22 protein-coding genes and 1 pseudogene are annotated in these 23906 nt (G+C 53.5%); 12 read left to right on the forward strand and 11 right to left on the reverse strand.

Translation table 11 applies throughout. The features are described 5' to 3' along the window. Positions 1–7: 7 nt before the first annotated feature. Genes AC3RPL_RS19500 through AC3RPL_RS19525 form a run of 6 tightly spaced genes read left to right on the forward strand, consistent with a single transcriptional unit; the run spans position 8 to position 6018 of the window. Positions 8–1069: a type VI secretion system protein TssA gene (locus AC3RPL_RS19500; RefSeq protein WP_490742099.1), complete on the forward strand. Its 1062-nt coding sequence runs from the start codon at positions 8–10 to the stop codon at positions 1067–1069. 5 nt (positions 1070–1074) lie between these two features. Further along, positions 1075–2073 (forward strand): fimbrial protein, encoded by a 999-nt coding sequence (locus AC3RPL_RS19505; RefSeq protein ID WP_490741219.1) that lies wholly within the window; start codon positions 1075–1077, stop codon positions 2071–2073. A 28-nt stretch (positions 2074–2101) separates the two neighbouring features. After that, a complete protein-coding gene (locus tag AC3RPL_RS19510; protein WP_490741220.1) occupies positions 2102–3436 on the forward strand; it encodes a GlcNAc-transferase family protein in 1335 nt (444 codons plus the stop codon). Continuing rightward, positions 3433–4047 carry a hypothetical protein gene (locus AC3RPL_RS19515; protein WP_490741221.1) on the forward strand — a complete coding sequence of 205 codons (615 nt, stop codon included), beginning with the start codon at positions 3433–3435 and terminating at the stop codon, positions 4045–4047. The genes AC3RPL_RS19510 and AC3RPL_RS19515 overlap by 4 nt, the downstream gene beginning before the upstream one ends. Further along, positions 4008–5519 carry an OmpA family protein gene (locus tag AC3RPL_RS19520; protein ID WP_490741222.1) on the forward strand — a complete coding sequence of 504 codons (1512 nt, stop codon included), beginning with the start codon at positions 4008–4010 and terminating at the stop codon, positions 5517–5519. The genes AC3RPL_RS19515 and AC3RPL_RS19520 overlap by 40 nt, the downstream gene beginning before the upstream one ends. A 7-nt stretch (positions 5520–5526) precedes the next feature. Continuing rightward, positions 5527–6018, forward strand: coding sequence for a DcrB-related protein (locus tag AC3RPL_RS19525; protein ID WP_490741223.1), 492 nt, complete (start codon positions 5527–5529; stop codon positions 6016–6018). Positions 6019–6077: 59 nt separating this feature from the next. On the opposite strand, the gene AC3RPL_RS19530 is transcribed toward AC3RPL_RS19525, so the two are convergent. The 3 genes from AC3RPL_RS19530 to AC3RPL_RS19540 all read right to left on the reverse strand — a co-directional run bounded on the left by AC3RPL_RS19530 (position 6078) and on the right by AC3RPL_RS19540 (position 9159). Then, on the reverse strand, positions 6078–6707 hold the full coding sequence (locus AC3RPL_RS19530) for a helix-turn-helix domain-containing protein (RefSeq protein ID WP_490741224.1): 630 nt from the start codon (positions 6705–6707) through the stop codon (positions 6078–6080). A 449-nt stretch (positions 6708–7156) separates the two neighbouring features. After that, positions 7157–8062, reverse strand: a complete 906-nt coding sequence (locus tag AC3RPL_RS19535; protein WP_490741225.1) for a LysR family transcriptional regulator — start codon at positions 8060–8062, stop codon at positions 7157–7159. Continuing rightward, complete coding sequence (locus AC3RPL_RS19540) at positions 8053–9159, reverse strand: dipeptidase (RefSeq protein ID WP_490741226.1); 1107 nt, start codon at positions 9157–9159, stop codon at positions 8053–8055. Before AC3RPL_RS19540 ends, AC3RPL_RS19535 begins: the two co-directional genes overlap by 10 nt. A 193-nt stretch (positions 9160–9352) precedes the next feature. Here AC3RPL_RS19540 and AC3RPL_RS19545 point away from each other — a divergent pair, with 193 nt between their 5' ends. From AC3RPL_RS19545 to AC3RPL_RS19570, 6 genes and pseudogenes are all read left to right on the forward strand, one after another. After that, entirely contained in the window at positions 9353–11077 is a 1725-nt protein-coding gene (locus tag AC3RPL_RS19545; RefSeq protein WP_490741227.1) for an ABC transporter substrate-binding protein, read from the forward strand. Further along, a pseudogene (locus tag AC3RPL_RS19550) lies at positions 11007–11957 on the forward strand (ABC transporter permease). Before AC3RPL_RS19545 ends, AC3RPL_RS19550 begins: the two are co-directional and overlap by 71 nt. Further along, the gene (locus AC3RPL_RS19555) at positions 11954–12853 is read left to right on the forward strand and encodes an ABC transporter permease (RefSeq protein WP_490741228.1); all 900 of its coding nucleotides are present in this window, start codon (positions 11954–11956) and stop codon (positions 12851–12853) included. The pseudogene AC3RPL_RS19550 and the gene AC3RPL_RS19555 overlap by 4 nt, the downstream one beginning before the upstream one ends. Next, the gene (locus tag AC3RPL_RS19560) at positions 12854–13684 is read left to right on the forward strand and encodes an ABC transporter ATP-binding protein (protein WP_490741229.1); all 831 of its coding nucleotides are present in this window, start codon (positions 12854–12856) and stop codon (positions 13682–13684) included. 8 nt (positions 13685–13692) lie between these two features. Next, the gene (locus AC3RPL_RS19565) at positions 13693–14433 is read left to right on the forward strand and encodes an ABC transporter ATP-binding protein (RefSeq protein ID WP_490741230.1); all 741 of its coding nucleotides are present in this window, start codon (positions 13693–13695) and stop codon (positions 14431–14433) included. After that, positions 14430–15929: a serine hydrolase domain-containing protein gene (locus AC3RPL_RS19570; RefSeq protein WP_490741231.1), complete on the forward strand. Its 1500-nt coding sequence runs from the start codon at positions 14430–14432 to the stop codon at positions 15927–15929. Before AC3RPL_RS19565 ends, AC3RPL_RS19570 begins: the two co-directional genes overlap by 4 nt. A 15-nt stretch (positions 15930–15944) precedes the next feature. On the opposite strand, the gene AC3RPL_RS19575 is transcribed toward AC3RPL_RS19570, so the two are convergent. From AC3RPL_RS19575 to AC3RPL_RS19610, 8 genes are all read right to left on the reverse strand, one after another. Continuing rightward, positions 15945–16238, reverse strand: coding sequence for a type II toxin-antitoxin system RelE/ParE family toxin (locus AC3RPL_RS19575; RefSeq protein WP_490741232.1), 294 nt, complete (start codon positions 16236–16238; stop codon positions 15945–15947). Further along, positions 16235–16519, reverse strand: a complete 285-nt coding sequence (locus tag AC3RPL_RS19580; protein ID WP_490741233.1) for a type II toxin-antitoxin system Phd/YefM family antitoxin — start codon at positions 16517–16519, stop codon at positions 16235–16237. The genes AC3RPL_RS19575 and AC3RPL_RS19580 overlap by 4 nt, the downstream gene beginning before the upstream one ends. 139 nt (positions 16520–16658) lie before the next feature. After that, a complete protein-coding gene (locus AC3RPL_RS19585) occupies positions 16659–17480 on the reverse strand; it encodes a M55 family metallopeptidase (protein WP_490741234.1) in 822 nt (273 codons plus the stop codon). Positions 17481–17540: 60 nt separating this feature from the next. Further along, positions 17541–18605 carry a DmpA family aminopeptidase gene (locus tag AC3RPL_RS19590; RefSeq protein ID WP_490741235.1) on the reverse strand — a complete coding sequence of 355 codons (1065 nt, stop codon included), beginning with the start codon at positions 18603–18605 and terminating at the stop codon, positions 17541–17543. Positions 18606–18608: 3 nt separating this feature from the next. Further along, a complete protein-coding gene (locus AC3RPL_RS19595; protein WP_490741236.1) occupies positions 18609–19508 on the reverse strand; it encodes an ABC transporter permease subunit in 900 nt (299 codons plus the stop codon). Beyond that, positions 19505–20437: an ABC transporter permease gene (locus AC3RPL_RS19600; RefSeq protein ID WP_490741237.1), complete on the reverse strand. Its 933-nt coding sequence runs from the start codon at positions 20435–20437 to the stop codon at positions 19505–19507. Before AC3RPL_RS19600 ends, AC3RPL_RS19595 begins: the two co-directional genes overlap by 4 nt. A 47-nt stretch (positions 20438–20484) precedes the next feature. After that, positions 20485–22026 (reverse strand): glutathione ABC transporter substrate-binding protein, encoded by a 1542-nt coding sequence (locus AC3RPL_RS19605; protein WP_490741238.1) that lies wholly within the window; start codon positions 22024–22026, stop codon positions 20485–20487. Further along, positions 22023–23906: an ABC transporter ATP-binding protein gene (locus tag AC3RPL_RS19610; RefSeq protein ID WP_490741239.1), complete on the reverse strand. Its 1884-nt coding sequence runs from the start codon at positions 23904–23906 to the stop codon at positions 22023–22025. Before AC3RPL_RS19610 ends, AC3RPL_RS19605 begins: the two co-directional genes overlap by 4 nt.

Below are 23906 nucleotides of genomic sequence, written 5' to 3' on the forward strand. Positions count from 1 at the left end.
TTTAGCTATGGCTGAAATAAACAGAGAGCAACTCAGTAAATATTATCAGCACCTGCTGAACAAAATATCCGAAGAACACGCCTGCGGCGAAAGTCTGGAATATGATCCCGGGTTTATCATGCTTCTGTCCCGATTGCAGCCGCGCCTTAATGTGGAATATGGCAGCTTCACAGAAGCGGCTGAACCCATTAACTGGGCAGAAACGGAACGGGAATGTCTGATATTACTGGAAAAAAGCAAAGATATCCGTTTGGTGATTGCGCTGATCCGCTGCCGCATTCGGCAAATTGGTCTGGTGGCACTTTATGAAGGTCTGGACGCTCTTCGTCATTTACTGATTGCTTTCCCGGCAGACCTCCATCCACAGCTTCTGGATGAAGATGAATTTGTCCCACTGCTGAGGGCGAATGCATTCTCCGAACTTGAGGATATAGGTGGTCTGCTGGGCGACATTCGTAATCAACCACTACCGAAGGGTGCAGGTTTACAAATTACGATTAAAGATTTCGAAAAGGGTAACGCTTCTCCCCGTGAAGAAGGAGCTTTACCAGAATCCGTTATCTCTGCCCTGCTCAATGAATGGCAGGAGCGGGAAGAACCGACCATCCATTCGCTGTATGCAGCCGGGAACTGTCTGAAAGAGATAAAAAGCCTTCTTGACGAATCATTGGGGAATGATGCACCCGACTTCGCAAGACTTGGGGCTTTACTGAGTTTATTTGTCTCTTCCTCTTCCCTGCCCGCTGTATTGCCTGAATCTGCACCATTTCTGAGTGAACAACCAGAAGCTGAGCCGCAGGCTGTCGTGCCAACTGATGCTGTTATTACTACGCCGGAAGATCCGGTCATTAAAAGCGCTCATCTTCCTGTACAAACAGGAATTAAAACACGCTCAGATGCAGTTCAAAAACTCAGAGAAATACGGACATGGTTTACTAAAATGGAACCCAGTAGTCCTGTCATTCCTTTATTGGCATTTGCAGAATCAACCGTTGGTAAGAGTTTTTCGGCTTTGCTGAAACTCTTACCCGTCGACATGATAGAGAAGATGAATACAGACAAGGAGTAACACAGATGCTACGGAAGGTTATACTTTTATCATTCAGCGGATTAGCAGCAACGAACGCCGCCGCCGAATGTGTCCTTGCCAGAGGAACGCCAACCACATTAACACTGGCAGCCCAGACTATTACCGTCAGTGCTGATGCAGCTGCCGATACGTCAACACCCATTTCAGGGGCGATATACACCACGTCAGCCATACCTACAAATATCGGATACGATGGTTGCGTTGCCGGTATTCCCGCAGGCAGAGTCCTGATAGGTTTAAGCGAAGCCGTTGCAACCAAGATATTTAAAACCAACATAGATGGAATCGGAGTAAAAGTACAAGCCTATACCGGAACGGGGTTTGGCAGTTATCCTCTTGATTATACGGTCTCTTTTAGTGGCGGTGAAAGCACTGGTACTTTTGACTGGAAGGCAGGGAGCTATTACCGGCTACAGTTTTTCAAAACTGCGGATACCCTCTCTCTTTCCGATCCTACTGGAGATGTAGTGCTTGATGCCGGTTCCCTGGCGTATGAGTGGGTCCAGGATGATGCGACACGTGGAATCAGTCTTACCGTCAACCAGATAAAGGTAATCAGCACGCCGGCATGTACCTTTGATTCCAGTAAGACCATTGATTTCTCGACCGTAACACCAGCCATGCTGACCAGTGGGGGTGTTGAAAAGCCGCTGGTTTTCGGATTGACCTGTAAAACAGATTATGGCTCTTATTCAGCAAACGCATCCATTACTTCCACAACCAGCTCAACTGACAATAAATATATTCGTGTGACAGACTCAAGTGGAAACAGTGACAATCAACTGGGTATAGAAATTTATAACAGCAGCGGTGGTCAGATGAACTTAAGTGGTAATGTCCTGGAAAAATCAAGTACCGTTGCCAGTGGTGTTGCCGCAGAATTTAACTGGACTGCAAAACTTGTTAACGCTGGCACAGATAAAACAAGGCCACAAAATGGCAGTTTTACTGCGCAGGCAGAGATTTTATTACAGTTAAATTAATTTAATATAGTTTAAAAACTGGTGACATATGGATTTGAAGCCTGGAATTTTTGTAAGCATTGCCAGCTACAGAGATACGGAACTGCTTCCCACGCTGCATGACATGATAAATATGTCTTCGGGCTCGTGCTTCTTAAGAATTGCTGTTTGCTGGCAAGATGAGGGTGATATTAATTTATTTCTGAAGAATGGAATGGCGTTGCTTGAGGAAAAAATTCATGACGGCCACACTCTTTACATTCTCAGTTATTGTAATGTTGAGATGACTATCCTGAGCATTCATTATTTCCACAGTCAGGGGGCGTGTTGGGCAAGAAGCATATGCGAAAAATTTTATCATGGAGAAGATTATTTTTTGCAAATTGACTCACACTGCCGTTTTATCAAAGACTGGGATAAAGAAATGATGTGTATGCTTACCCTGTTAAAAGATAAAAGTCACCACCCTGTTCTCTCCTCTTATCCACCTGCCTACCAACCCGGTGATGAAAGTAGCAGGAAGAATTTTGTCAGCCGCCTGGTGTTTCGGGGCTTTTCAAATGAAAAAATCCTCCAACTGAGCTCCGTTGATTTTAAAGCAGACGCACCGGTAAGAGGAAGTTATCTCGCTGGTGGATTTATTTTTGCCGAAGGATCATTTGTTATTGATGTACCTAATGATCCTCAGATATTTTTTGAGGGCGAAGAAATTGCCATGGCTGCAAGAGCCTATACCTCTGGTTATGACATCTGGCATCCTCATAAAATTTTACTGTGGCATTTTTATGGCCGAAAAGATCATAACAAAATCTGGTCAGATCATAATAGTGAAGCTAAAAATACGGGTGCCGTGGACAAGGCGTGGTGGGACAGAGATCGTGACGCTAAAAAACGAGTGCGCTGTTTACTTGAAAATGAATCAAATGAACAAAGCATTGACACACGCTATTCTCTGGGAAATAAACGTTCACTAAAAGAATTTGAAGACATAACAGGCGTGGATTTCAGGTTATGTAGCGTATTACCTGAAGTTGTCAAAAAAGAACGTTGCGCATTTTTTGTCAGTCATCATGGACAAGACTGGCGCAAAAGACTTATCAGGTCAAATAAAAAAACCTTGTCCCTGCCCAAAGCTAAGCTTGAATTTTCTTTTACAGACATAGTGAAATTACACATAGGCGTTTACAATAAAAATAACGACCTTCTGGAGAAAAAAATATTCTACGCTGAGGAAATTAAAAATACATTAATGAAAGAGAGTGAAGAAGAATTGAAAATAGAATTCGACTTCATTACTTCCCCCGGATTAAATCCCAGCGTTATCAGAATTAGTCCATACTTACGAAACGAAGGTTGGGGAAATATTTTTGAGGTGGCGTGGTGAAAAGCGAAAAATATTTTAACCGGATAGTTTTTATCGATACCTTGTTATCTTTCAATGGGATCATTCCTTCTCTTTCAGAATTTCAGCTTAAGCTGGTTAATCTGATAGAACAATTCAGCAAGGAGCTTGTTTCTGAAGGGCAATGTGAACAACTGAGTGATAAATTGTGTTATATCATTTGTCTTTACTTCGATAAACATATTACCTTTCGTCTTAAGGCTAACAACATTTCCTGGGAACGACATTTACTTAGCCGTCATTTTTACGGTTGTGATGTCGAATCGGGTTCATTAAGCGCCCGGCTTGAATTCCTTTTGAAAAACAGTGATGGGAAAATTTTCGATTACACACGCCAACTGCTTCTTTTGATATCTTATTATCCTGAGAGTGATGGGAAAATTCATGCGCTACTTGCGTGTTATCCGGGTGAACCGGTCGAAAATAGTATTCCTCACGATGAAAATAAAGAACACGAATCAGACATCTTTCTTGTTCCCGATAAACCACGTAGCCGCTGGTATGGTTCATTCATCTGGCAATCAGCTATCGGTATTTTTCTGTTAATAATTCTGTGGTTTTTTTGCATAAAATACCTGGGTGGCCTTTATTAATGTCCGCGAAAAATAACATGAATAATAATTCCCAACACCCTTTTTCCGCAGAAGAAAGAGACCAGGTTATTGTCATTTTCATTATTGGTCCCTACGCCCGGAAATGGTTTTCTCAACCTGCCTCAGAACCGGTTGAACACGCACCTGTGCGTTGGATCCTGGCTCCAGAAGCTGAAGACCTGCACAAGCAATGGAAACGATTACGCCTTCCTGACTCCCGCACTGTCATCAGGGCTTTCTTTCCTTTTCTGCCCGACGGGCATGGAAGCAGTGAGCTGATCCATGCCCAGCTTAATGACTGGCAGAGCCAGTTTCTCGCGCATCCACTTACTGAGCCCCTTCCGTGCGTATTTGGCTTATACACACAGTTAAGTCATCAGCGTTCTGTTGACGATCCTGAACAGGCAATATGGCTGGGAAACTTTGATCTTACCGTCAGTAAAGAAACCACTTTCAATCATGAGCTTTCCACTCTTAACACCATGCTGATGCAGATTAGTCACTCTGGCGGCTATCACGCCGTACAGCGTTTAGCTATGGCTGATGCCCTGCAATTGTGGATGCATGAAACAGGGATCATAAAGTCATTACAGACGCTGTTCAGCAGAACGTCACTGATGCTTACAGCTGTATTGTTCTCTGACTATGGTGCGGGTTTTGTCAGACATGGGGCCTGGGCAAACTGGATTGCCGACAGATTTCAAATTTATCCGGGCCTTGCTTCAACCATGAGCCTTCCTCAACTTCCCGACGCTCTGCACATGCCCGCGATAAAAACATGGGTTTATGAATCACAAAAACCCCGACGCCGGGTAACCTGGATCCCCGCCACTATCACGCTGCTACTTGCACTGTTGATGGTGGGAATAACCTGGCATGAGGGAGAACGGCTGACCCAGATGAGGAATAATCTCTTGGCATTTAACCAGCTGGACATTGTTCATTTTCAGCAAAAACACAGTGCTCTGTCTCAACTTATCAAATACCGTGATGAACTTTCAGGTTGTTCTTTCAGCCGACTATTACAAATTTTAAAACTGTCAAATTGTAATAAGGTGCTGGCCGAACTTAACAAAGCCATCAAAAATACCCGTGCCGAACCGCTGTTGTTTTCCTCTGAGTCAGTAGCACTATTTTCTTCAGATAGTTCGCAGCTTAAAGAGGGCAGTGATGAAATTTTGAGAACGTTACTCCCTGTCATTAACAATAACCCTCAGACTACTTTCATGATTATTGGGCACTCTGATAATTCAGGTACTCATCAAAGAAATATGCAAATTTCCAAAGAAAGAGCCATCGTAGTACGCGACTGGTTAATTAAACACACCAATATACCTGTCACCAGATTTGTGATTAAGGGGGTTGGTGAAAGTGCTCCGATAGCCAGTAACGATACAGATGAAGGTCGAAAACGAAACAGGCGGGTGGACATTATCCCTTTACCTGAAAATTATCACATCAATAATGAGTAAAAAGATCATGAGTAAAAATAAAATAACATATACCCTCTATGAGGGGACACTTTTAACCGAAGCACCTGTCTTTGATCAAAGCGTTAATGTCTTACGATTTCGTGATCCGGAAGATAATGAATATACAATTCTGGTTAATCGTGCTTTTCTGGCTGAGGAACAAACTCTGGCAGAGTTTTGTGAGTCACAAATGTCATTTATGACAAGTACTATGCCTGCCTTTGCCGTGGAAGGAAAACAGCTCACCAGTGAAATTGGTCCGGCAAAGTTGCCTGTCGTACAGATAGCAAATCGTTTTTATCTAGAGGGACAGCTAATGAAACAGGTGCAGACAATGGTCGCGCTACCTTATCATCCGGTTATTAACGGCGCCCGAAGAAACGTCATTATTTTTACTCTCAGTGCTGAAAAAGAATTTACTGAATATCAACGTAAACATTATGTTCAGCTCATTAACAGCTTCGATCCCGAGGCCGCCACATTGAATAGCAAGCTATAATTATTTTAACAAAAAAAAGCGCATGTCTGTCAGCATTAAACTGACACATGCGCTTATAATCAAAGACAGACTATACTACGCTCTTTATTAGCACAATGAGCAATAAAGGTGGCATATTTGTAGAATTCAACCCGATTAAGCATTCCGAGTTTTCGGATAGAACTTCGGCAATGATTGCTTATTGTTTTTTCCGAACGATTGAGAATTCTGGATATATAACCTACATTATACCCTTTGCCAACCAGCAGTAAAATTTTGCACTCTGTTAATGACAGCTGTTTAATTTTTTTCAGCCCAATCGACTTGTGGTTCTCCGGACTGATAAAAGTTGGATAATCCATACTGGCGATCAGGAGTATTTTCTTTATCTTTTCCATAACTTCCGAAAAAGTATGTCGCCGGCAAGTGACCGGAATGTGAATCGTCGCCTGCCACTCTGAATTATTATTTTTCCAACTATTACAGCCATTTCTCAGGCGAATGCTGACCATCGAGTCCCGAATAACAACATTTGCTACGTTACCCACTTCCTCAACAGTTTCATCAATCAAAAAACAAAACGCGGAGTTGTTCCATCTGGCGTTGAATTCTTTGATGAGATGGCCAAGACCGAAATTATAATAGAAGTTATCACTATGTAACGATATTCTCACAATACTTTTGCATCTGGCATCATTAGCATCAGACATAACCATCGAATTTTCCTTTTACCTGATAATCCCGATCTGGATAACCTGGAGTCATTCCTGCCTCCGGGCGGTAATTGACGATATTGACTTATGAATAATTGCTGTTTAAGAAGAAAACTACTGAAATATTTTGAAGATTTTTAAATGCACTTTGGTGACGCTGGCATAATACGTTTAATGTTCGTCGAAGTAAAGCAGGTATGTTTTCAGCATTTTTGTAGCTGAAAAAATAATGAAAAAGTTGACCAGCCTGATAAAAAATCATTATTCATCATCACTTATTATTCCACCAATAATAATCATATAACTCCAAAAAAATTTATTATAGCATCACCTTCTTTCAATGATTATTAATGAAGTAAAATCATTGCAGTAATATATTATTTACTCTTCCCTGCTTCATCTTATTCATTTTTTTATCTGTATAACCCCCGATTATATTATCGATATTAGCTATACATTTTCAGCTCATACTGACGTGCCAGCTCCCATAAACGACTACGAATTATCTGCTTAAGTTGTAGAGTGGACTGCGACTGAGGGCGATCACGACGACTGATTAGCATGACTTCAAACGGTAACGGCTTAGCCACCGGAAGTACCAACAGCTGATCGGCATAGCGTTTGCCCGTAAACAAATCGACAATACCCACCCCGCCTCCTGCCGATACCATATCGGCAATGACTGAATAGGTTTTGATATATAACGAGCCCACTGGCTGTAAGCCTTTATCACGCAATGCCCGATGCAATACCTGGCCTAACGGATCTTCCTTCTGCATCATCAGCAGATTGTTCTGGCACAACCAGTCGAGAGAAACCGGACCGTTGATGGTCATTGACCGGGGCAAAATAGCGACCATCGACGAGTGAAACAGCGGTTCAGCAACCAGTTCTCCAGACACCTGCTGACCAAAAACCAGCGCAAAATCGAGCTGATCCGCCAGTAAATTCTGACACAGCGTCTGAAAATGCTCTGTCACCAACTCAACATTCACATAGCCATTGTTGCGCCGGTATTCCACCAGGGCGGGTGCGAGGATCATCTGTCCAAACGCGTGAGCAGCCCCTACCCGGACCGTTTCACCCTCTCCCTTACGCAGCTGACTGGTTAACAGGCTGATAGCCTGAAGGCGAGTAAAAAGTTCGCGGATTTCCGGTATAAGACGCTGCGCTTCTGGCGTCGGGATCATACCCTGACTGCCACGCTCAAACAGCGCAAAGCCCAGCTGCTGCTCGGCATGGCTTAACACACGGCTGACGTTGGGCTGGGAAACATGCAGCAGGCGGGCGGCCCCGCTGATGCTGCCTGTCTCTATAATTGCCTGAAAAACCTCAATATGTCTCAGCCGCATGATGCGTCACCCCAGGTTGCCTGCAACACACGCAGCCAGTTGCCGCAGCAAATTTTCTCCAGCAACGGTTTATCGTAACCACACTCTGCAAGCGTGGTGATCAACAGCGGCAGCCCGGCAACGCCGGGTAAATCCGGAGGCAGGGTAGTGCCATCAAAATCTGAGCCAAAACCAACGTTGTCCTCGCCCAGTTTCTCCAGCAGATAATCCATGTGGCGCACGATTTCCATCACCGTGGCTTCCTGTGCATTTCTGCCATCGCTGCGGAGAAAACGAATACCAAAATTTACCCCCACAAAACCGTTACTCTCCCGGATAGCAGCCAGCTGGCGATCGGTCAGGTTACGGGACTGGGCGCAGAGCGCATGTGCATTGGAATGACTGGCAACCAATGGCGCGTCGCTGATGGCAGCAGTCTGCCAGAACCCTTTCTCATCCATATGTGAAAGGTCGACCATGATGCGCTTCTGATTACAGGCACGCACCAGTCGCAGTCCCGCCGCCGTCAGACCATTACCGGTATCGGGTGAAGAGGGAAAGCGGAAAGGCACACCCTCGCCAAAGATATTTGGACGGCTCCACAGCGGCCCCAGGCTGCGCAGACCAGCAGCATAGAGCACTTCCAGCTGCGACAGATCCGCGTCCAGCGCTTCCGCGCCTTCAATATGCATCACCGCAGCCACCACCCTGCCACGCATACACTGGCGAATATCTGCCACGCTGCGGCAAATTTTCACCGCACCGGCAGATTGTTGCTCAATACGCAGCAGGGTGGAAAACATCTCCAGCGTAATCGCCAGCGCGTCCTGTTGTGCAGGCGTTGATTCCGCCTGACCAAAAACCGGCCCTGAACGGTGATTTTTAACAGCTGGCGCGGTTCTTGCTTTAAATCCCTCAAAAGGCACATAAGCTGCAAACAGGCCTCCGGCAAAACCGCCCCGGCGCATCTGTGGCAAATCCATCTGCCCGACGCTCAACCCGTTGAGAAATGCCGTGACGGGATCGTCATGTTGAGACAGCCAGAGACGCATCAGGAGATCATTATGGCCATCAAAAACAGGCACGGCGACCGCTTCAACACTCTGAGAATGAGACATGGTTTTCCGCTCCCGATTGATAAAGGCCAGACTGCCATTTTATGGCGCAACCGCACCACCACAGCGCAACCTGATTTGCCGGATAAAATAAGTTCCCCCCCTCCACTAGTACCTGAGTACGTGGCGGGCTGTCAAGATAAACGACGCAAAATCCAACATTAAAATTGTTTATTTTCAATACTTTGGAGAAATTATGGTTACCAGAAGACGTTTTCTTGCAGGATGCAGCGCCGTTCCTTTTCTCTCTTATCTCTCGTTTGACAGCGCCTTTGCCGCCACCCCACCGGCCATGCTGGTGATGGCGATGCAGCTCGACAATATGACCAGCCTTGATCCGGCGGAGAGCTTCGAAGCGATTGGCTCTGAAATCTGCGGCAACCTGTATCAGCGTCTGGTGATGTCAAATCCGGAAAAGCCCAATGAAGTGGTGGGTGAGCTGGCAAAATCCTGGGAAATGAGCAGTGACAGCAAGACCTGCACTTTTCATCTCGACCCCACGATAAAATTTGCCGATGGCAGCCCGCTGACCGCCGATGACGCAGCATTTTCTCTGCAACGCGTGGTTAAACTGGATAAAAGTCCGGCCTTTATTATCAATCAGTTTGGCTTCACCAAAGAGAATGTTGAGCAGATGATTGTGGCGAAAGATGAGCACACGCTGGAATTGCATCTGAGTGAGCCCACCGCCGAAACCTTCCTGCTCTACTGCCTTTCCGCACCGGTCGGCAGCATCGTGCAGAAGAAAATCGCGCTGGCTAATCAAAATGGCGATGATCAGGGCAATGGCTGGATCAAGCAGCACAGTGCGGGGAGTGGCCCTTTCACCCTGCGCGCGTGGAAAGCCAGCGAGAGCGTGATTCTGGAGAAAAACAGCTATCATCCTTCGCAAAGCGCCATCAAACGGGTGATTGCCAAACACATTATCGACCCCTCCGCGCAGCTGCTGATGTTGCAAAAAGGCGATGTGGATATCGCTCGCGACCTGACCACAGAACAGCTACGGCCGCTGCTTAACGACAGCAATTTCCATGTGGTGCAGCAGAGAGTGGGAACCATCATGCTGATGTCCTGTAATACCAAAAATGAACACCTGAGCAAACCGCAGGTATGGCAGGCGCTGAAATGGGCGATCGACTATGACAGCATTCAGAAAAATATCATTCCACTAACCTGGAAAACCCACCAGAGCCTGCTGCCTGCCGGATTCCCGGCGGCACTTGACGATCAGCCTTTTCGCCTTAACGTGGCAAAAGCCAAAGCGTTACTGGCTGAGGCGGGCTATCCGGACGGCGTTGAACTAACCCTCGATCACTACTCCGCTCAGCCGTTTCCGGATATTGCCCAGACTCTTCAGACACAGCTGGCGGCGATTGGCATTAAATTGCAGCTGATCGCCGCTGAAAACCGGCAGGTACTGACGAAAATGCGCGCCCGTCAACATCAGCTGGCGCTGACCGTCTGGGGTGCCGATTACTTCGATCCCAACTCCAATACCGAAGCCTTCAGCGTCAACACCGATAACAGCGACAATGCCCGGGTGCGTTCGCTGGCGTGGCGTTGCAGCTGGTCTGATCAACAGTTCAACCAACTGACTGCGGACGCGCTGCACGAGAAAGATGCACAGAAGCGCATCGCGCTGTATGAAAAGATTCAGACGCTACATCGTGAAAAAAGCCCGTTTATCTTCATGTTCCAGAAACTGAACACCTGGGCCGGTAGCAAAGGCGTGACAGGCATGCAGATTACCGTGCTGAACGACAACCCTTATGAGCGGGTAAAAAAGTCTGATGCCGCAATTAAAAAGATTTCTCAGCACGCTGGGAAGCCTGCTGCTGACGCTATGTGGCCTGGCGCTGCTGACCTTCTTTATTGGGCGGGTGATGCCGACCGATCCGGTGCTGGCCGCGTTAGGCGATAACGCTCCGCAGGCGACAGTGGAACGTGTGCGTCAGGAGATGGGGCTGGATTAGCCGCTGTGGGTGCAGTTCTGGCACTATCTGGTGCAGATTCTGCACGGTGATTTAGGCCGTTCGGTGCTGACTTCAAATCCGGTCAGCGAGGATATTGCCCGCTTTTTCCCGGCGACGCTGGAGCTGGCAACGGCAGCGATCGTTGTCGCCGCCATTATCGGCATCCCGCTGGGCGTCTGGGCGGCGGTCAGGCAGGGCAAATGGAGCGATCAGCTGATACGCGTGGTGTGCCTGACCGGGCACTCCCTGCCGGTATTTGTACTGGCGCTGCTCAGTTTGCTTATCTTCTACGCCGTGCTGGGTATTGCGCCAGGGCCGGGACGGCAGGACATCATTTATCAGGATATGGTCCCCCAGGTCACCGGCCTGCTGACGGTGGATGCGCTGCTGGCAAAAGACTATGACGCTTTTCGCGATGCCCTCGCCCATATGGCCCAGCCGGTATTGATCCTCGCCTGGTTCAGCATGGCGTATATCACCCGCATGACCCGCACCTTTATGCTCAATGCGCTGAGCGGCGAGTTTGTGATTACCGCGCGGGCAAAGGGCTTGTCATCACGCCGGGTTATCTGGCGGCACGCTTTTCCGACCGTGGCGGTACAGCTGGTCACCGTGCTGGCGCTGACCTATGCCGGTCTGCTGGAGGGTGCGGTGGTGACAGAAAACGTCTTCTCCTGGCCGGGGCTGGGCCAGTATCTGACCACCTCCTTGCTGAATGCCGACATGAATCCGGTAGTCGGCGCGACGCTGCTGGTAGGTACGGTCTATGTGCTGCTTAACCTCTGCGCCGATATTCTCTACCGCTTATGGGACCCAAGAGTGAAATGACTATGTTAACCAGAGCCTGGCTGCTCGATGAAACGCCTGGTACCCGTCGCCAGGCGATATGGGGACGTCGCTACCGGCTGTGGCTGGGCCTGAAGCGCCATCCACTGGCAATGAGCGGTCTGGCGATCATTGTGCTGATGTTGCTGGTGTCGATCGCCGCACCGCTGTTAACACCTTACGACCCTGGCTTCCAGGACCTGGCTAACCGCCTTGCGCGCCCTTCATCTCTTCACTGGCTGGGCACCGATGAGCTGGGCCGCGATATCTGGACGCGCATTCTGTTCGGGGGCCGTACCACCCTGGGCATGGTGATTATTATCGTGCTGATCACCGCCCCTGTCGGGCTGTTTATTGGCTGTATTGCAGGCTATAGCGGCGGGCTGCTGGATAAAGCGCTGATGCGTCTGACCGATATTTTTCTCGCTTTCCCCAGACTGATTCTGGCACTGGCTTTCGTTGCCGCGCTGAAACCCGGCGTGGAAAGCGCCATTCTGGCGATTGCGCTGACCGCCTGGCCGCCTTATGCCCGTCTGGCGCGCGCCGAAACCTTGCAGTTTCGCAACAGCGACTTTATCGCCGCCAGCCGCCTGAGCGGCGCTTCGCCACTGCGCATTATTCTGCGCCACGTCATGCCGCTGTGCGTGCCCAGTCTGATTGTGCGCGTAACGCTGGATATGAGTTCGATCATCATCACCGCAGCCAGCCTGGGTTTTCTGGGTATGGGCGCCCAGCCCCCCTCACCGGAATGGGGCACGATGATCGCCACCGCACGGCGTTTTCTGTTCAGCGAATGGTGGGTGCCGCTGATGCCCTGCATCGCCATCTTTTTAACCTCGCTGGCGTTTAACTTTCTTGGTGACGGCCTGCGTGACCTCCTTGACCCGAAGGAGCAGTAAATGCTGGTCAATATTCAAAATTTACGCATCAGCTTCACCAGCGGTTCAGAGACGTTCGACGCGGTGCGCGGTTTCTCTCTCAGCGTTGGCAAAGAGAAGTTCGCCATCGTCGGTGAAAGCGGGTCCGGCAAATCTCTGACCGCACGCAGCCTGATGCAGCTGCTGCCTGCCAGCGCGAAGGTGCAGGCGGATGCACTGAGTTTTGACGGCATCGATCTGCGCGGTGCCAGCGAAAAAACCCTGCGTCAGGTACGCGGTAAACGGGTTGGTTTTATTTTGCAGGACCCGAAATATTCGCTGAATCCGGTGATGACCATTGGTCAGCAGATTGCCGAAGCCTGGCGTGAGCACAAAGGTGGCAGCAGGCGTGCAGCGATGGTTGCCGCTGTCGATCTGCTGGCTCAGGTGAAAATCCGCGACCCACAGCAGGTGGCAAAACGTTATCCGCATGAGGTTTCCGGCGGCATGGGCCAGCGGGTGATGATCGCCATGATGCTGGCCCCCGATCCGGAGCTGCTGATCGCCGATGAGCCAACCAGCGCGCTCGATGCGACGGTGCAGGCTGAGATCCTGCGGCTGATTGACGATCTGGTTTCGCAACGCGGAATGGGACTGATTCTGATCAGCCACGATCTGCCGCTGGTGTCGCATTTTTGCGATCGCGTCGCGGTGATGTATGCCGGGAGGATCGTTGAGATGCTCAACGCCGCCGATCTGCATCAGGCACAGCATCCCTATACTCAGGGGCTGCTGGCCTGCCTGCCGTCGCTGCGTCATCCCCGCAATCGTCTGCCGGTCATGCAGCGCGAAGCCGCGTGGCGGGACGAATAAGGAGCGTTATGATCGAGGTTACCGATTTACAAATTGATTTTGCAGCACAGCAGGTGGTGAAAGGCGTGTCGTTCAGCGTGGCGAATGGCGGCAGCTTTGGAATCGTTGGCGAAAGCGGCTCCGGTAAGTCCACCATCCTGCGTGCGCTGGCTGGATTGAATCACCACTGGCGCGGGCAGATGCGGTTTGGCGGCATGGCGCTCTCAGCAGTGCGTGGCCGTAACTTCTTTCGCCAGGTACAGATGGTGTTTCAGGACCCGTATGGCTCGCTGCATCCCCGTCAGACTATCGACCGCATCCTCCATGAGCCGCTGCTGGTACATCGTTTTGATCGTGCCGAGCAGCGCATCACCCAGGCGCTGTCGGAAGTTGGCCTGCCTGCCGCAGTACGCTTTCGTTTCCCCCACCAGCTCTCCGGCGGCCAGCGCCAGCGCGTGGCGATTGCCCGGGCGCTGATAATCGAGCCGGAAGTCCTGCTGCTGGATGAGCCAACCTCGGCGCTGGATGTCTCCGTTCAGGCAGAAATCCTCAATCTGCTCAGCGACTTGCGCGAGCAGCGCAAACTGACCTGGGTTATGGTGAGCCATAACCTGGCGGTGGTGACCCATCTTTGCGAGAAAATCGGTGTGATGCAGCAGGGGAAAATGGTCGAACAGCTGAGTGCAGACGATCTGCGCGCCCGCCGTATTCAACATCCACACACCGCTGAGCTGTTCGATCTCAGCGTCACGCTGGAGGAACCGGCATGACGCTCAACTGGCAGAAAGCGCGGCAGCTGGCGGACAGCATCACCGCAGGCTGGGGCCAGCCGGGCGAACCCGGCGGCGCAATCGTCCTGTTCGACAGCGACACGGTGCACAGCGTCAGCTGCGGCGGACTGGCCGATCTGGCACAGGGAACGCCTTTCAGCGGCGATACGGTGGTGCGGTTCGCCTCCGTTACCAAGCACATTTTCGCCGCACTGGTCACCGGCCACTGTCAACAACATATCAGGCTGACAGACCGGCTGGCGCAGCATCTGCCGCAACTGAGCGGTGAGAACGGCCAGGTGACCGTCGGTCAGGCACTGGATATGACCGCAGGCCTGCCCGATGTGCGGGAAACCCTGTCGCTGCTTGGCCTGTCGGTGTACAACGCCACCCAGGCGGCCGATCTGCTGGCGTTTCTCAGTGAAGAGCGCAGCCTGAGCTATCCGTGCGGCAGCGAAATCTCTTACTCCAACACCGGTTACCGTCTGGTGGAAGAGGCGCTAAAAGCAAAGGGTATTCTGTTTGCCGATCTGCTGCGGCGACATATCAATCAACCGCTGGATCTCAATTTCACCGCGCCCGAAAGCTGGTTTGATATCGTGCCGGGGCTGGTGCCGGGCTACTGGCGGCAGGGGCAGCAGTGGCAGCTGGCCAGTGCCGGTCTGCACCTCTCCGCCTCCGGTTGTCTTACCGGCAGCGTTAACCACCTCAGCCGCTGGCTACAACATCTGCTGCAACAACCGGACGCGCTTGCATCTGTTGCCACCCCACGTCAGCTGGCAGATGGCCGGTTGACCGGCTATGGTCTGGGTATCGCGCATTCGCGATCGGGCAGTGTGCAACTGGTGGGCCACGGGGGATCTCATGCCGGTTACAAAAGCTACTTCCTGCTCGATCCACAGCAAAAAGTGGGCCTGGCGCTGGTGGCAAACCGCGAGGATGTCGCCAGTTATGATTCCGCGCTGGCGGTGATGAACAGTCTGCTCGGCCAGGCAGATGCGGTGCGCGGCCATGCGCTGAGGCCTGGCCTCTACGTGGCGGAGGATGACTGCGACTGGCTGAACGTCAGGGCCGACAGTATCGAGTGGCTGGGCCACAGCGAAAATGTGTATCACGGCGAAAATCCGGGGGAAGCCGTCTCGCTCTCCGGCACGTTCCCGCTGCGCCTGCGACAGGATGGCAACGCCATCTGCGGAGAGATTGGCCTTGCGGCAAGGCGTTTTGTACCGGCGAACGCTGACAGCGCCTCGCTGGATGCGGTGCAGGGCCGCTGGGTTTTACCCGCTCAGCGCAGCCAGTTAGTGATTACGGGTGACAGAATGGTGATGGGGGTCGGCCCGGCGGCGATGACCGCCTCGCTGATTTCACTGGGCAACGGCAGACTGCTGGCTACCGCGCAGGACGGCCCCTGGCAGAAGCGTTTTTCGATGCAGGTCGATGGCGACAGCCTGCGTCTGGCGCTGAACAGAAGCCGCATGGTGCGCTGGCAGCGTTGAAACACAGGGGATGTGTTATAAGTGGCGAACAGGATCCTGAGACTGATGCAATACGGCCAGAATCTCAATCCCAGTGGCAACTTCCCTGTAATAGATGATGTGGCTTTCGCATGGAAAACTTCGCACGCCAGCGGCAAGATCGCCGCTTCTGTCACGTCCTGGAGAAGGTCGCTGGTCAAGCGTTGAGGTAATGGTCGCACGCAACGCTCTGGCGTAAAGGTCGGCCACTTCTTTCCCCCAGCGGTGGCTGGAGTAAGCCCTGATAGCACGAATTTGTACTTTTGCTTCCTGCGTAAAGAGAACAGTCATCCTTGCGTTTTATCTCCTGCGGCAGCCAGTTCATCAACAGAAAGATCGCTGAATACATCATCAATTCCATGCAGGTCGCCTCTTTCCGCCTGAGCAACAGAGCGGGTAATCAACGCCTTGAGGTTTTGCAGCTTAATCATTTCTAACTTGTCGTATTCTTCAGCAGATATCACCACCACAGAAGGGCGGCCATTTTTAGTGATGGCAACAGGCTCACGCTGCGCTTTTGCCATCATCTCACCAAACTGTACTTTGGCATCACTCGCGCTGAAGCTGAACATAAAAGCCTCCTTATGATCGGTACATATTGTACATATTGTACATATTGTACATATTGTACATATTGTACATATTGTACCGATACTACCTTACCTCGTCGTGTTCTGCCAGCACCAACAAATAACGACGACAGACATCACCTTAGTTCTGCGTGGTGGCCAGATACGAAAAGGCACTGAGCAGGCTGACCAGGGTTGCCATATCCGCCGCACTATAGCTGACCGTCACCGCATCCCGCCGCTGCACGCCGGGGATCAGGCAGAACAGATCGCCAAGCACCGGCTTCGCCACCATCAGCTCCAGCGTCAGAGGTGCCTGCAACCGGGAGGTTTGCCCTGTACGCGCCTGCCTTACTGCCCGTTCCGCCGCCTCGCGGATGGCAGCGCAGGCTGACTGTGGACTGAGAGATTCCGCGCAGGTTTGCGAAATGGACCGTTTGACGCAGACATAATCGACGGTGGGATAGTAATGGGCGATCCATTTTTGCAGCGTATCATCGCCGGTCACCAGCCACAGCGGCGTACCACGCTCCGCACCGGCGGCGGCATAAATGTCGCTTTCGCCCATCACTTCCCCGTTGATCTTCACCCGGTAAAATGCCCGTCCGTTGATGGTGTGAGCCAGTACGCCAGATTCCCCGGCCGCGCTGTGATAGCCAACAAACATCATGCCGTCATACTGCTGTTGCGCCAGCCCTTCCACCATCGACAGGCCACGCGGTTTGCCCTGCACCAGACGCGCGCGTGGGTCGATATTTTCCGCCCGCAGATTGGTCATCTGAGCGTGGCTGTCCGCTACCACCACCTCGCTGGCCCCTCCGGCAAACGCGCCGGCAATCGCAGCGTTGACCTCCTGTTCCATCAGTCCCCGCGCCAGCTGATATTCCGCATGGCCCGGACTGCACTGCTCCGGGCGCATCACGCCCGCAACACCCTCGATATCGGCAGAAATAAAAATTTTCATCGGTGACCTTTGGTAATAAGCAACGCGCCGGGCCGGTAAACAGCCTGTTCGGCGCAACAGTTAAATAAGCGGGCTGACGCCGGACAGCGCCAGCCTGTCCAGCACCTCACTCAGTGTCGGACGGTGATGACCGCGAAAGCCGGTGATCGCCTGCGCGCTCAGCAGCGCATCCAGCACCGCATATTCGGTCGCATCTGCCGCCGCTGCCAGCAGCGGCTCAAGGGTGGACTCCTCCGGCGGTTGTGGGGTGCCGGCGGTGGAAAACGCCACAGCAATATCACCGGAGCCGTGTCCCCAGTAGCTGCCCAGCCGCCCCAGCCCGGCACCTGCGCGTTTCGCCACGCGCTTCAGCTGTCGTGCATCCAGCGGCGCATCGGTGACCATGATGATGATAATGGAACCGGCATCACGCTGCGGCGTCAGCGCAGGCAGTAATGGCGCGATCGCCTCCCCCATCCGCACGCCGTCGAGGGTCAGCGCATTCAGGGCACCAAAGTTTGCCAGCACCAGTACGCCCAGCGTGGCATTCAGCGCAGGTAACCGCCGTGAGGCCGTCCCAATGCCGCCCTTCAGGCTGAAACAGCTCATCCCGCGACCGGCACCGACGCTACCACGGGCGAAGTCGGCACTGGCATCGGCCAGCGCGCGGAACGCCATCTGTTCGCTTACCGCCAGCGCCTGAATATCATTCAGCCAGCCGTCATTGCACTCCAGCACCAGCGGATTGACCGTCGGCAACGAGCGGCCCAGTTCAGGATTGCGCCCGATGGCATCGCGCACCAGCGCGGTAAACAGCGTCCCCACCGCCAGCGTGTTACTCAGCAGGATCGGCGTTTGCAGTACGCCCAGCTCCTCAATCTGGATCAACCCCACCGGCTTGGCGAAACCGTTCAGCACTGCAACGCCGCAGGGCAATGGGTTGAGGAACAGATTATCGCCCGGTGGCACGATTGCCGTTACGCCGGTCTGCCGTTCACCGTCATCCAGCGTGTTATGCCCAACACGTACGCCAGGCACATCACTCAGACTGTTGCTCAGGCCAGGCGTACCACGCGGTGCGCCCAGCTGGCGGCTGGCACGCCAGCGTTGCAGTAACAGCTCAACCGCCGCCCGTTGGTAATCCATCCGTCATCCTTTCAGTTTGGGGTCGAGGGTATCGCGCAGCGCATCTCCCAACAGATTAAACGCCAGCACGGTGATAAAAATGGCAAGGCCGGGAAAGACGCTGACATGCCACTGCCCGGCCATCATCATGCTGCGGCTCATCGCCAGAATATTGCCCCACTCCGGGACGTCCGGCTCCGGCCCCAGACCAATAAAACTGAGCCCGGCGGCGGTAAGGATGCTGGTGCCAATGCGCATGGTGAAATAGACAATAACGTTGGACAGCGTGCCCGGCAGGATATGACGAAGGATGATCACCCGGTCCGGCGCACCCGCACAGCGCACCGCCTCGACATAGGCCGCCTGCTTCAGCGACAGCGTCGACGCCCGCACGATACGGGCAAATACCGGCACGCTGAAAATGGCCACGGCAATGATAACGTTATTCAGCCCTGGCCCCAGAATCGCCACCACCGCAATCGCCAGCAGCATTCCGGGAAAGGCAAACAGCACGTCAGAGCCGCGCATAATCAGCGTGTCCACCCAGCGACCATAGTAGCCCGCCAGCAACCCCAGCAGGATGCCCACCACCATTCCGGAGGTGACCGACAGCACGCCGACGTAAAGCGAAATGCGCGCGCCGTAGATAATGCGGCTCATCACATCCCGCCCAAGATCATCCGTCCCCATCCAGTGGGCGGCAGAAGGCGGTGACGACAGCGCCATCCAGTCCGGCGTCATCGGGTCCCACGGTGCCAGCCAGGGCGCACACAGCGCCACCATCACCAGCAGCAGGATAAATCCTCCGGAGAGCAGCGCCAGCGGGTTACGCAACAGCTGTTGCAGGAAATCACGCCACGGGGAACGCAAGCGGCTGTTATCCTCTGCGCTACCGGCCAGCGCGGTGTGGGAGTGAGTCTTCATGCAGGCTCCTGACGCAGTCGGATCGCCGGGTTAACCACCGCATACAGCAGATCCACCAGCAAATTAATCACAATGAATTCAAATACAAACAGCATTACCAGTGCCTGAATCACCGGCTGGTCCTGGCTTTTGATCGATTCGATCAGCAGCCAGCCCAGACCCGGCCAGCTGAACACGGTTTCCACCACAATCGATCCGCCCAGCAAAAAGCCAAACTGCAACCCCAGCATGGTGATCACCGGGATCAGCGCATTACGCATAATGTGTTTCCATGTAACCAGCCGATTACGCAGCCCTTTTGCTTTGGCGGTACGCACATAATCTTCCTGGGCCACTTCCAGAAACGCCGAGCGGGTGAAGCGCGCCATCACCGCCGCGACCGATGAACCCAGCGTCAGCGCGGGCAGAATAATATCGCTGGCCTTGTTGAAACCACTGACAGAGAACAGGCCAAACGGCATCGCCACAAACTGGATAAGCAGCAGTCCCAGCCAGAATGGCGGCATGGAGATGCCACCGACCGCCACGCTCATCAGCAGCCAGTCCGGCCATTTCCCGCGTTTCAGCGCCGACACCACGCCAATGCCCAGCCCCAGCAGCACCGACCAGGTAAAACCTGCCATCGCCAGCCACAGCGTCGGCATAAATCCCTGGGCAATCACCTCAGTCACCGGCTGCTGGGTGCGGTAAGTGACGCCCAAATTGCCCCTGAACAGGCCACTCAGCCAGTGCAGATATTGCTGCGGCAACGGGTCGTTCAGCCCCAGATGCTGCCGCGCCGCCTCGACCGCTTCCACGGGCGCGTCCGGACCGGCATAAATACGCGCCGGATCGCCCGGCAATAACTTAATAAAGGCAAAAACCAACAGCGAGACCACCAGCAGCACCGGGATCATTTCCAGCAAACGTCGGAGGAGATAAGCAAACATTGGCGATTTCCCGGTAGCACAGGCGGGAGCGCTCCCGCCCGGATCGATTATTTGAACTCGGCCTGCGTAAACAGCAACGAGCCGTCAGCCAGCAATGACACTCCTTCAAGATTCTTCTTTTTCCCGACCAGGTTGTCCGGTGAGCCAAGGAAGGCAATCGGCGCATCTTTCCAGATGATTTTTTGCGCGTCGGCATAGGCCGCAGCCCGTTTCGCCGGATCGGCGGTTTGCAGTCCGGCGGCAATGGCTTTGTCCGTTTCCGGGTTGCTGTAGTAAGAGACGTTGTACGACGTCGGCACCCAGGATTCGCTGGCGAACAGCGGACGCAGCGCCCAGTCAGCGTCGCCGGTGGAGGTGGACCAGCCGCCATAGTACAGGTCGAATTCAGCCTGCTTCGGATCTTTCACGCCCCACAATTTCGCGTCACGCGCCCCGGAATCCATTGGCGTCACCTTGACGCTGATCCCGGCTGCCCCCAGCTGCTGTTTCAGGAATTGCGCCGCGCGGACGCTGGAGGTGGTATTGGTCACCCACAGCTTCAACGCTAATCCGCTGCCGTAACCCGCCTCTTTCAGCAGTGCTTTTGCCTTCGCCGGGTTATAGCTGTAGTCCGGCTCACTTTGTTTGCTGTAGAACTGCACCGCTGGCGGAATGGCAGAGGTGGCCGGTTTGCCCATTCCCGCCCAGGCCACTTTCAGCCAGATATCGCGGTTGATGGCGTAGTTAATTGCCTGACGTACGCGTAAATCCGCCAGCGGCTTGTGCTGATTATTCATCGCCAGGTAATAGAGGTAGATGCTTTCATCACGCTGCACCGCCAGTTTGCTGTCGTTCTGCACGGTGGCAATCAAGTCAGAAGGTAACGGATAGATGGCGTCGACCTGACCGGATTTCAGCGCCGCCACCCGGGTGGCATCTTCCGGTGCCGGAGAGATCATCACGTTATCCACCTTCGGCCAGCCTTTGCGCCAGTAGCCGTCATATTTAGTCAGCTTCACCTCTTTACCCGGCTGCCAGCTGACGAAGCGGAACGGACCGGTGCCGGTCGGATGCAGACGCAACTGGGCTTCCTGCGGGTATTGCTTCAGCACCGCCGGGCTCCACATCACCGCCGACGGGTGCGCCAGGGTGTTGATAAACGCGCCGAAGGAGCGGTTGAGCGCTACCTTCACCTGAGTCGGGGAGGTGACGGTGACGGTGTTGATCATCTTATACAGGCTGTTACGCTTCAGGCCTTTGCTCTGATCGGCAAGCCTGTCGAGGTTGGCTTTTACCGCTTCGGCATCAAAGGGGGTGCCATCCTGGAAGGTCACACCGCTGCGCAGGTTGAGGGTGAACTCGGTCGCATCGGCATTACTGCTGTAATCGGTAGCCAGCCACGGCACCAGTTTCATTTTGTTGTCGAACTGGAACAGGCGCTCGAAGATGCCGCTCTGCACGGAATAGCTGGCATTATCCGAGGTGTCGTGCGGATCAAGCCCGGTGATATCGACATAGGCGGAAATCCGCAAATCCTGGGCCTGAACCATGCCGCACAGGCACAGTGACAGCGCAAGGGCGACGGCAGAACGGCGTACTGAAGGCTTCATGGTGTCTCTCCTGGTGAGGTATTAAAAGCATCGCCTTCTGCCACCCAGTGGTGCGGGGCAACCTGGCGGTAGCGAAGTTTTGCCACTTCAACGCCTGCTTTGCGCAGCGGCGAAGGGATTTCAGCGTCGTCCAGCTCACGCACGCTGCGTCGCTCAGGATCGGCGACGGGCACGGAAGCCAGCAGGCGACGGGTGTAAGCATGTTGCGGATGGTTAAACACCGACTGGCGCGGACCCATTTCGACAATCTGGCCCAGATACATTACCGCCACGCGGTTAGCAATACGCTCCACCACCGCCATATCATGGGAGATAAAAATCCACGCCACACCGGTCTCTTTTTGCAAATCCATCATCAGGTTAATCACCTGTGCCTGAATCGAGACGTCGAGAGCGGATACCGCTTCATCCGCAATGATCACCTGCGGTTTCAGTGCCATGGCACGGGCGATGGCAATACGCTGACGCTGGCCGCCAGAAAACTCATGTGGATAGCGGCGGGCGTGCTCAGGCAGCAGTCCGACGCTTTTCAGCAGCGCCTGCACCTGCGGTGTCGCCTCTTCCAGGGATTTAACCAGTCCGTGCAACAGCAGGGGTTCAGCGATGGTGAAGCCCACCGTCAGACGCGGGTTAAGCGAGGCATAAGGGTCCTGGAAGACCATCTGCATCTCACGGCGCAACAGCTGAAAAGCCGGTTCCTTCAGCTGCGTTATCTCTTCACCGCGAAAATGGATGCTCTCCGCCTCACTGGACACCAGCCGCAACAGCGCCCGGCCGGTGGTGGATTTGCCGCAGCCGCTCTCCCCGACTATCGCCAGGGTTTCGCCGGGCCACAGGGAAAAATCAATCTGCTCCACCGCATGGACGCGGTGGGTCAGCGCCGAAAACAATCCGCTGCGGATCGGGTAGTAAACTTTCAGCCCACGGATATCCAGCAGCGGCTTCTCTTCGTAGCGTGCGGTTTGCTGCACCCCCGCGTCGTCATCCCGTTCCTCACCCGGCAGCGGGAAACTCTGCGGCCAGCGCTTTTCCTGCATATCGCCCAGCAGCGGAACGGCGGCCAGCAGCGCCCGGGTGTAACTGTGCTGCGGCTGGCTGAAAATCTGCTGTACGCTGCCCTGCTCCACCACTTCGCCGCGATACATCACCACCACACGATCGGCAATTTCTGCCACCACGCCCATATCGTGGGTGATAAACAGCACCGCCATATCGCTCTGCTGTTGCAACTGCCGCAGAATTTGTAAAATACGCGCCTGCACGGTGACATCCAGCGCGGTGGTCGGCTCATCGGCGATCAACAGCTGTGGATCGCAGGCCAGCGCCTGAGCAATCATCACCCGCTGGCGCATCCCGCCGGAAAGCGAGTGGGGATGACTTTTCATCACCCGCTCCACATCGGCAATACGCACTTTGCGCAACAGCGCCCGCGCTTTCGCCTGTGCGGTTTTGCTGTCACACAGCTGATGGTCTTTCAGCGCTTCGGTCAGCTGGTCGCCCACCCGCAGCACCGGATTCAGCGAAGTCATCGGCTCCTGAAAAATCATCGCCATCTCCCGACCGCGCAGCCTGCGCCGCGCCTGACTGTTCATGCTGAGCAGAGAGGTCGCCGTGCCACTGCGCGGGGTGAAGTGAATACTTCCCTGCTCAATGGTGGCCGACGGTGCCAGCAGTCCCATCACCGCCAGCGAGGTCACGGATTTACCGGAGCCGCTTTCCCCCACCACGGCGACAATTTCTCCTTTATTGATGCTGAAAGAGACGCCTTTCAGCGCCAGATTTCGTCCAGCCCGGCCGCTGAAGCTGACGCTGAGGTCCTTCACCTGTAATACCGGTGAGCAGGTGCCGCCTGCTGAGGCGGGCTGAAGAATTTCCGTCAT

It is taken from the genome of Erwinia papayae, from assembly GCF_058241465.1.

Excerpts from the sequence above, each read along its gene's own strand:
- AC3RPL_RS19585 (WP_490741234.1), bottom strand. The coding sequence starts at position 17,480 with ATGAAAATTTTTATTTCTGCCGATATCGAGGGTGTTGCGGGCGTGATG.
- AC3RPL_RS19530 (WP_490741224.1), bottom strand. The coding sequence starts at position 6,707 with ATGTCTGATGCTAATGATGCCAGATGCAAAAGTATTGTGAGAATATCG.
- AC3RPL_RS19525 (WP_490741223.1), top strand. The coding sequence starts at position 5,527 with ATGAGTAAAAATAAAATAACATATACCCTCTATGAGGGGACACTTTTA.
- AC3RPL_RS19575 (WP_490741232.1), bottom strand. The coding sequence starts at position 16,238 with ATGACTGTTCTCTTTACGCAGGAAGCAAAAGTACAAATTCGTGCTATC.
- AC3RPL_RS19605 (WP_490741238.1), bottom strand. The coding sequence starts at position 22,026 with ATGAAGCCTTCAGTACGCCGTTCTGCCGTCGCCCTTGCGCTGTCACTG.
- AC3RPL_RS19500 (WP_490742099.1), top strand. The coding sequence starts at position 8 with ATGGCTGAAATAAACAGAGAGCAACTCAGTAAATATTATCAGCACCTG.
- AC3RPL_RS19595 (WP_490741236.1), bottom strand. The coding sequence starts at position 19,508 with ATGAAGACTCACTCCCACACCGCGCTGGCCGGTAGCGCAGAGGATAAC.
- AC3RPL_RS19590 (WP_490741235.1), bottom strand. The coding sequence starts at position 18,605 with ATGGATTACCAACGGGCGGCGGTTGAGCTGTTACTGCAACGCTGGCGT.
- AC3RPL_RS19535 (WP_490741225.1), bottom strand. The coding sequence starts at position 8,062 with ATGCGGCTGAGACATATTGAGGTTTTTCAGGCAATTATAGAGACAGGC.
- AC3RPL_RS19505 (WP_490741219.1), top strand. The coding sequence starts at position 1,075 with ATGCTACGGAAGGTTATACTTTTATCATTCAGCGGATTAGCAGCAACG.
- AC3RPL_RS19610 (WP_490741239.1), bottom strand. The coding sequence starts at position 23,906 with ATGACGGAAATTCTTCAGCCCGCCTCAGCAGGCGGCACCTGCTCACCG.
- AC3RPL_RS19510 (WP_490741220.1), top strand. The coding sequence starts at position 2,102 with ATGGATTTGAAGCCTGGAATTTTTGTAAGCATTGCCAGCTACAGAGAT.
- AC3RPL_RS19565 (WP_490741230.1), top strand. The coding sequence starts at position 13,693 with ATGATCGAGGTTACCGATTTACAAATTGATTTTGCAGCACAGCAGGTG.
- AC3RPL_RS19580 (WP_490741233.1), bottom strand. The coding sequence starts at position 16,519 with ATGTTCAGCTTCAGCGCGAGTGATGCCAAAGTACAGTTTGGTGAGATG.
- AC3RPL_RS19600 (WP_490741237.1), bottom strand. The coding sequence starts at position 20,437 with ATGTTTGCTTATCTCCTCCGACGTTTGCTGGAAATGATCCCGGTGCTG.
- AC3RPL_RS19560 (WP_490741229.1), top strand. The coding sequence starts at position 12,854 with ATGCTGGTCAATATTCAAAATTTACGCATCAGCTTCACCAGCGGTTCA.
- AC3RPL_RS19545 (WP_490741227.1), top strand. The coding sequence starts at position 9,353 with ATGGTTACCAGAAGACGTTTTCTTGCAGGATGCAGCGCCGTTCCTTTT.
- AC3RPL_RS19570 (WP_490741231.1), top strand. The coding sequence starts at position 14,430 with ATGACGCTCAACTGGCAGAAAGCGCGGCAGCTGGCGGACAGCATCACC.
- AC3RPL_RS19555 (WP_490741228.1), top strand. The coding sequence starts at position 11,954 with ATGACTATGTTAACCAGAGCCTGGCTGCTCGATGAAACGCCTGGTACC.
- AC3RPL_RS19540 (WP_490741226.1), bottom strand. The coding sequence starts at position 9,159 with ATGTCTCATTCTCAGAGTGTTGAAGCGGTCGCCGTGCCTGTTTTTGAT.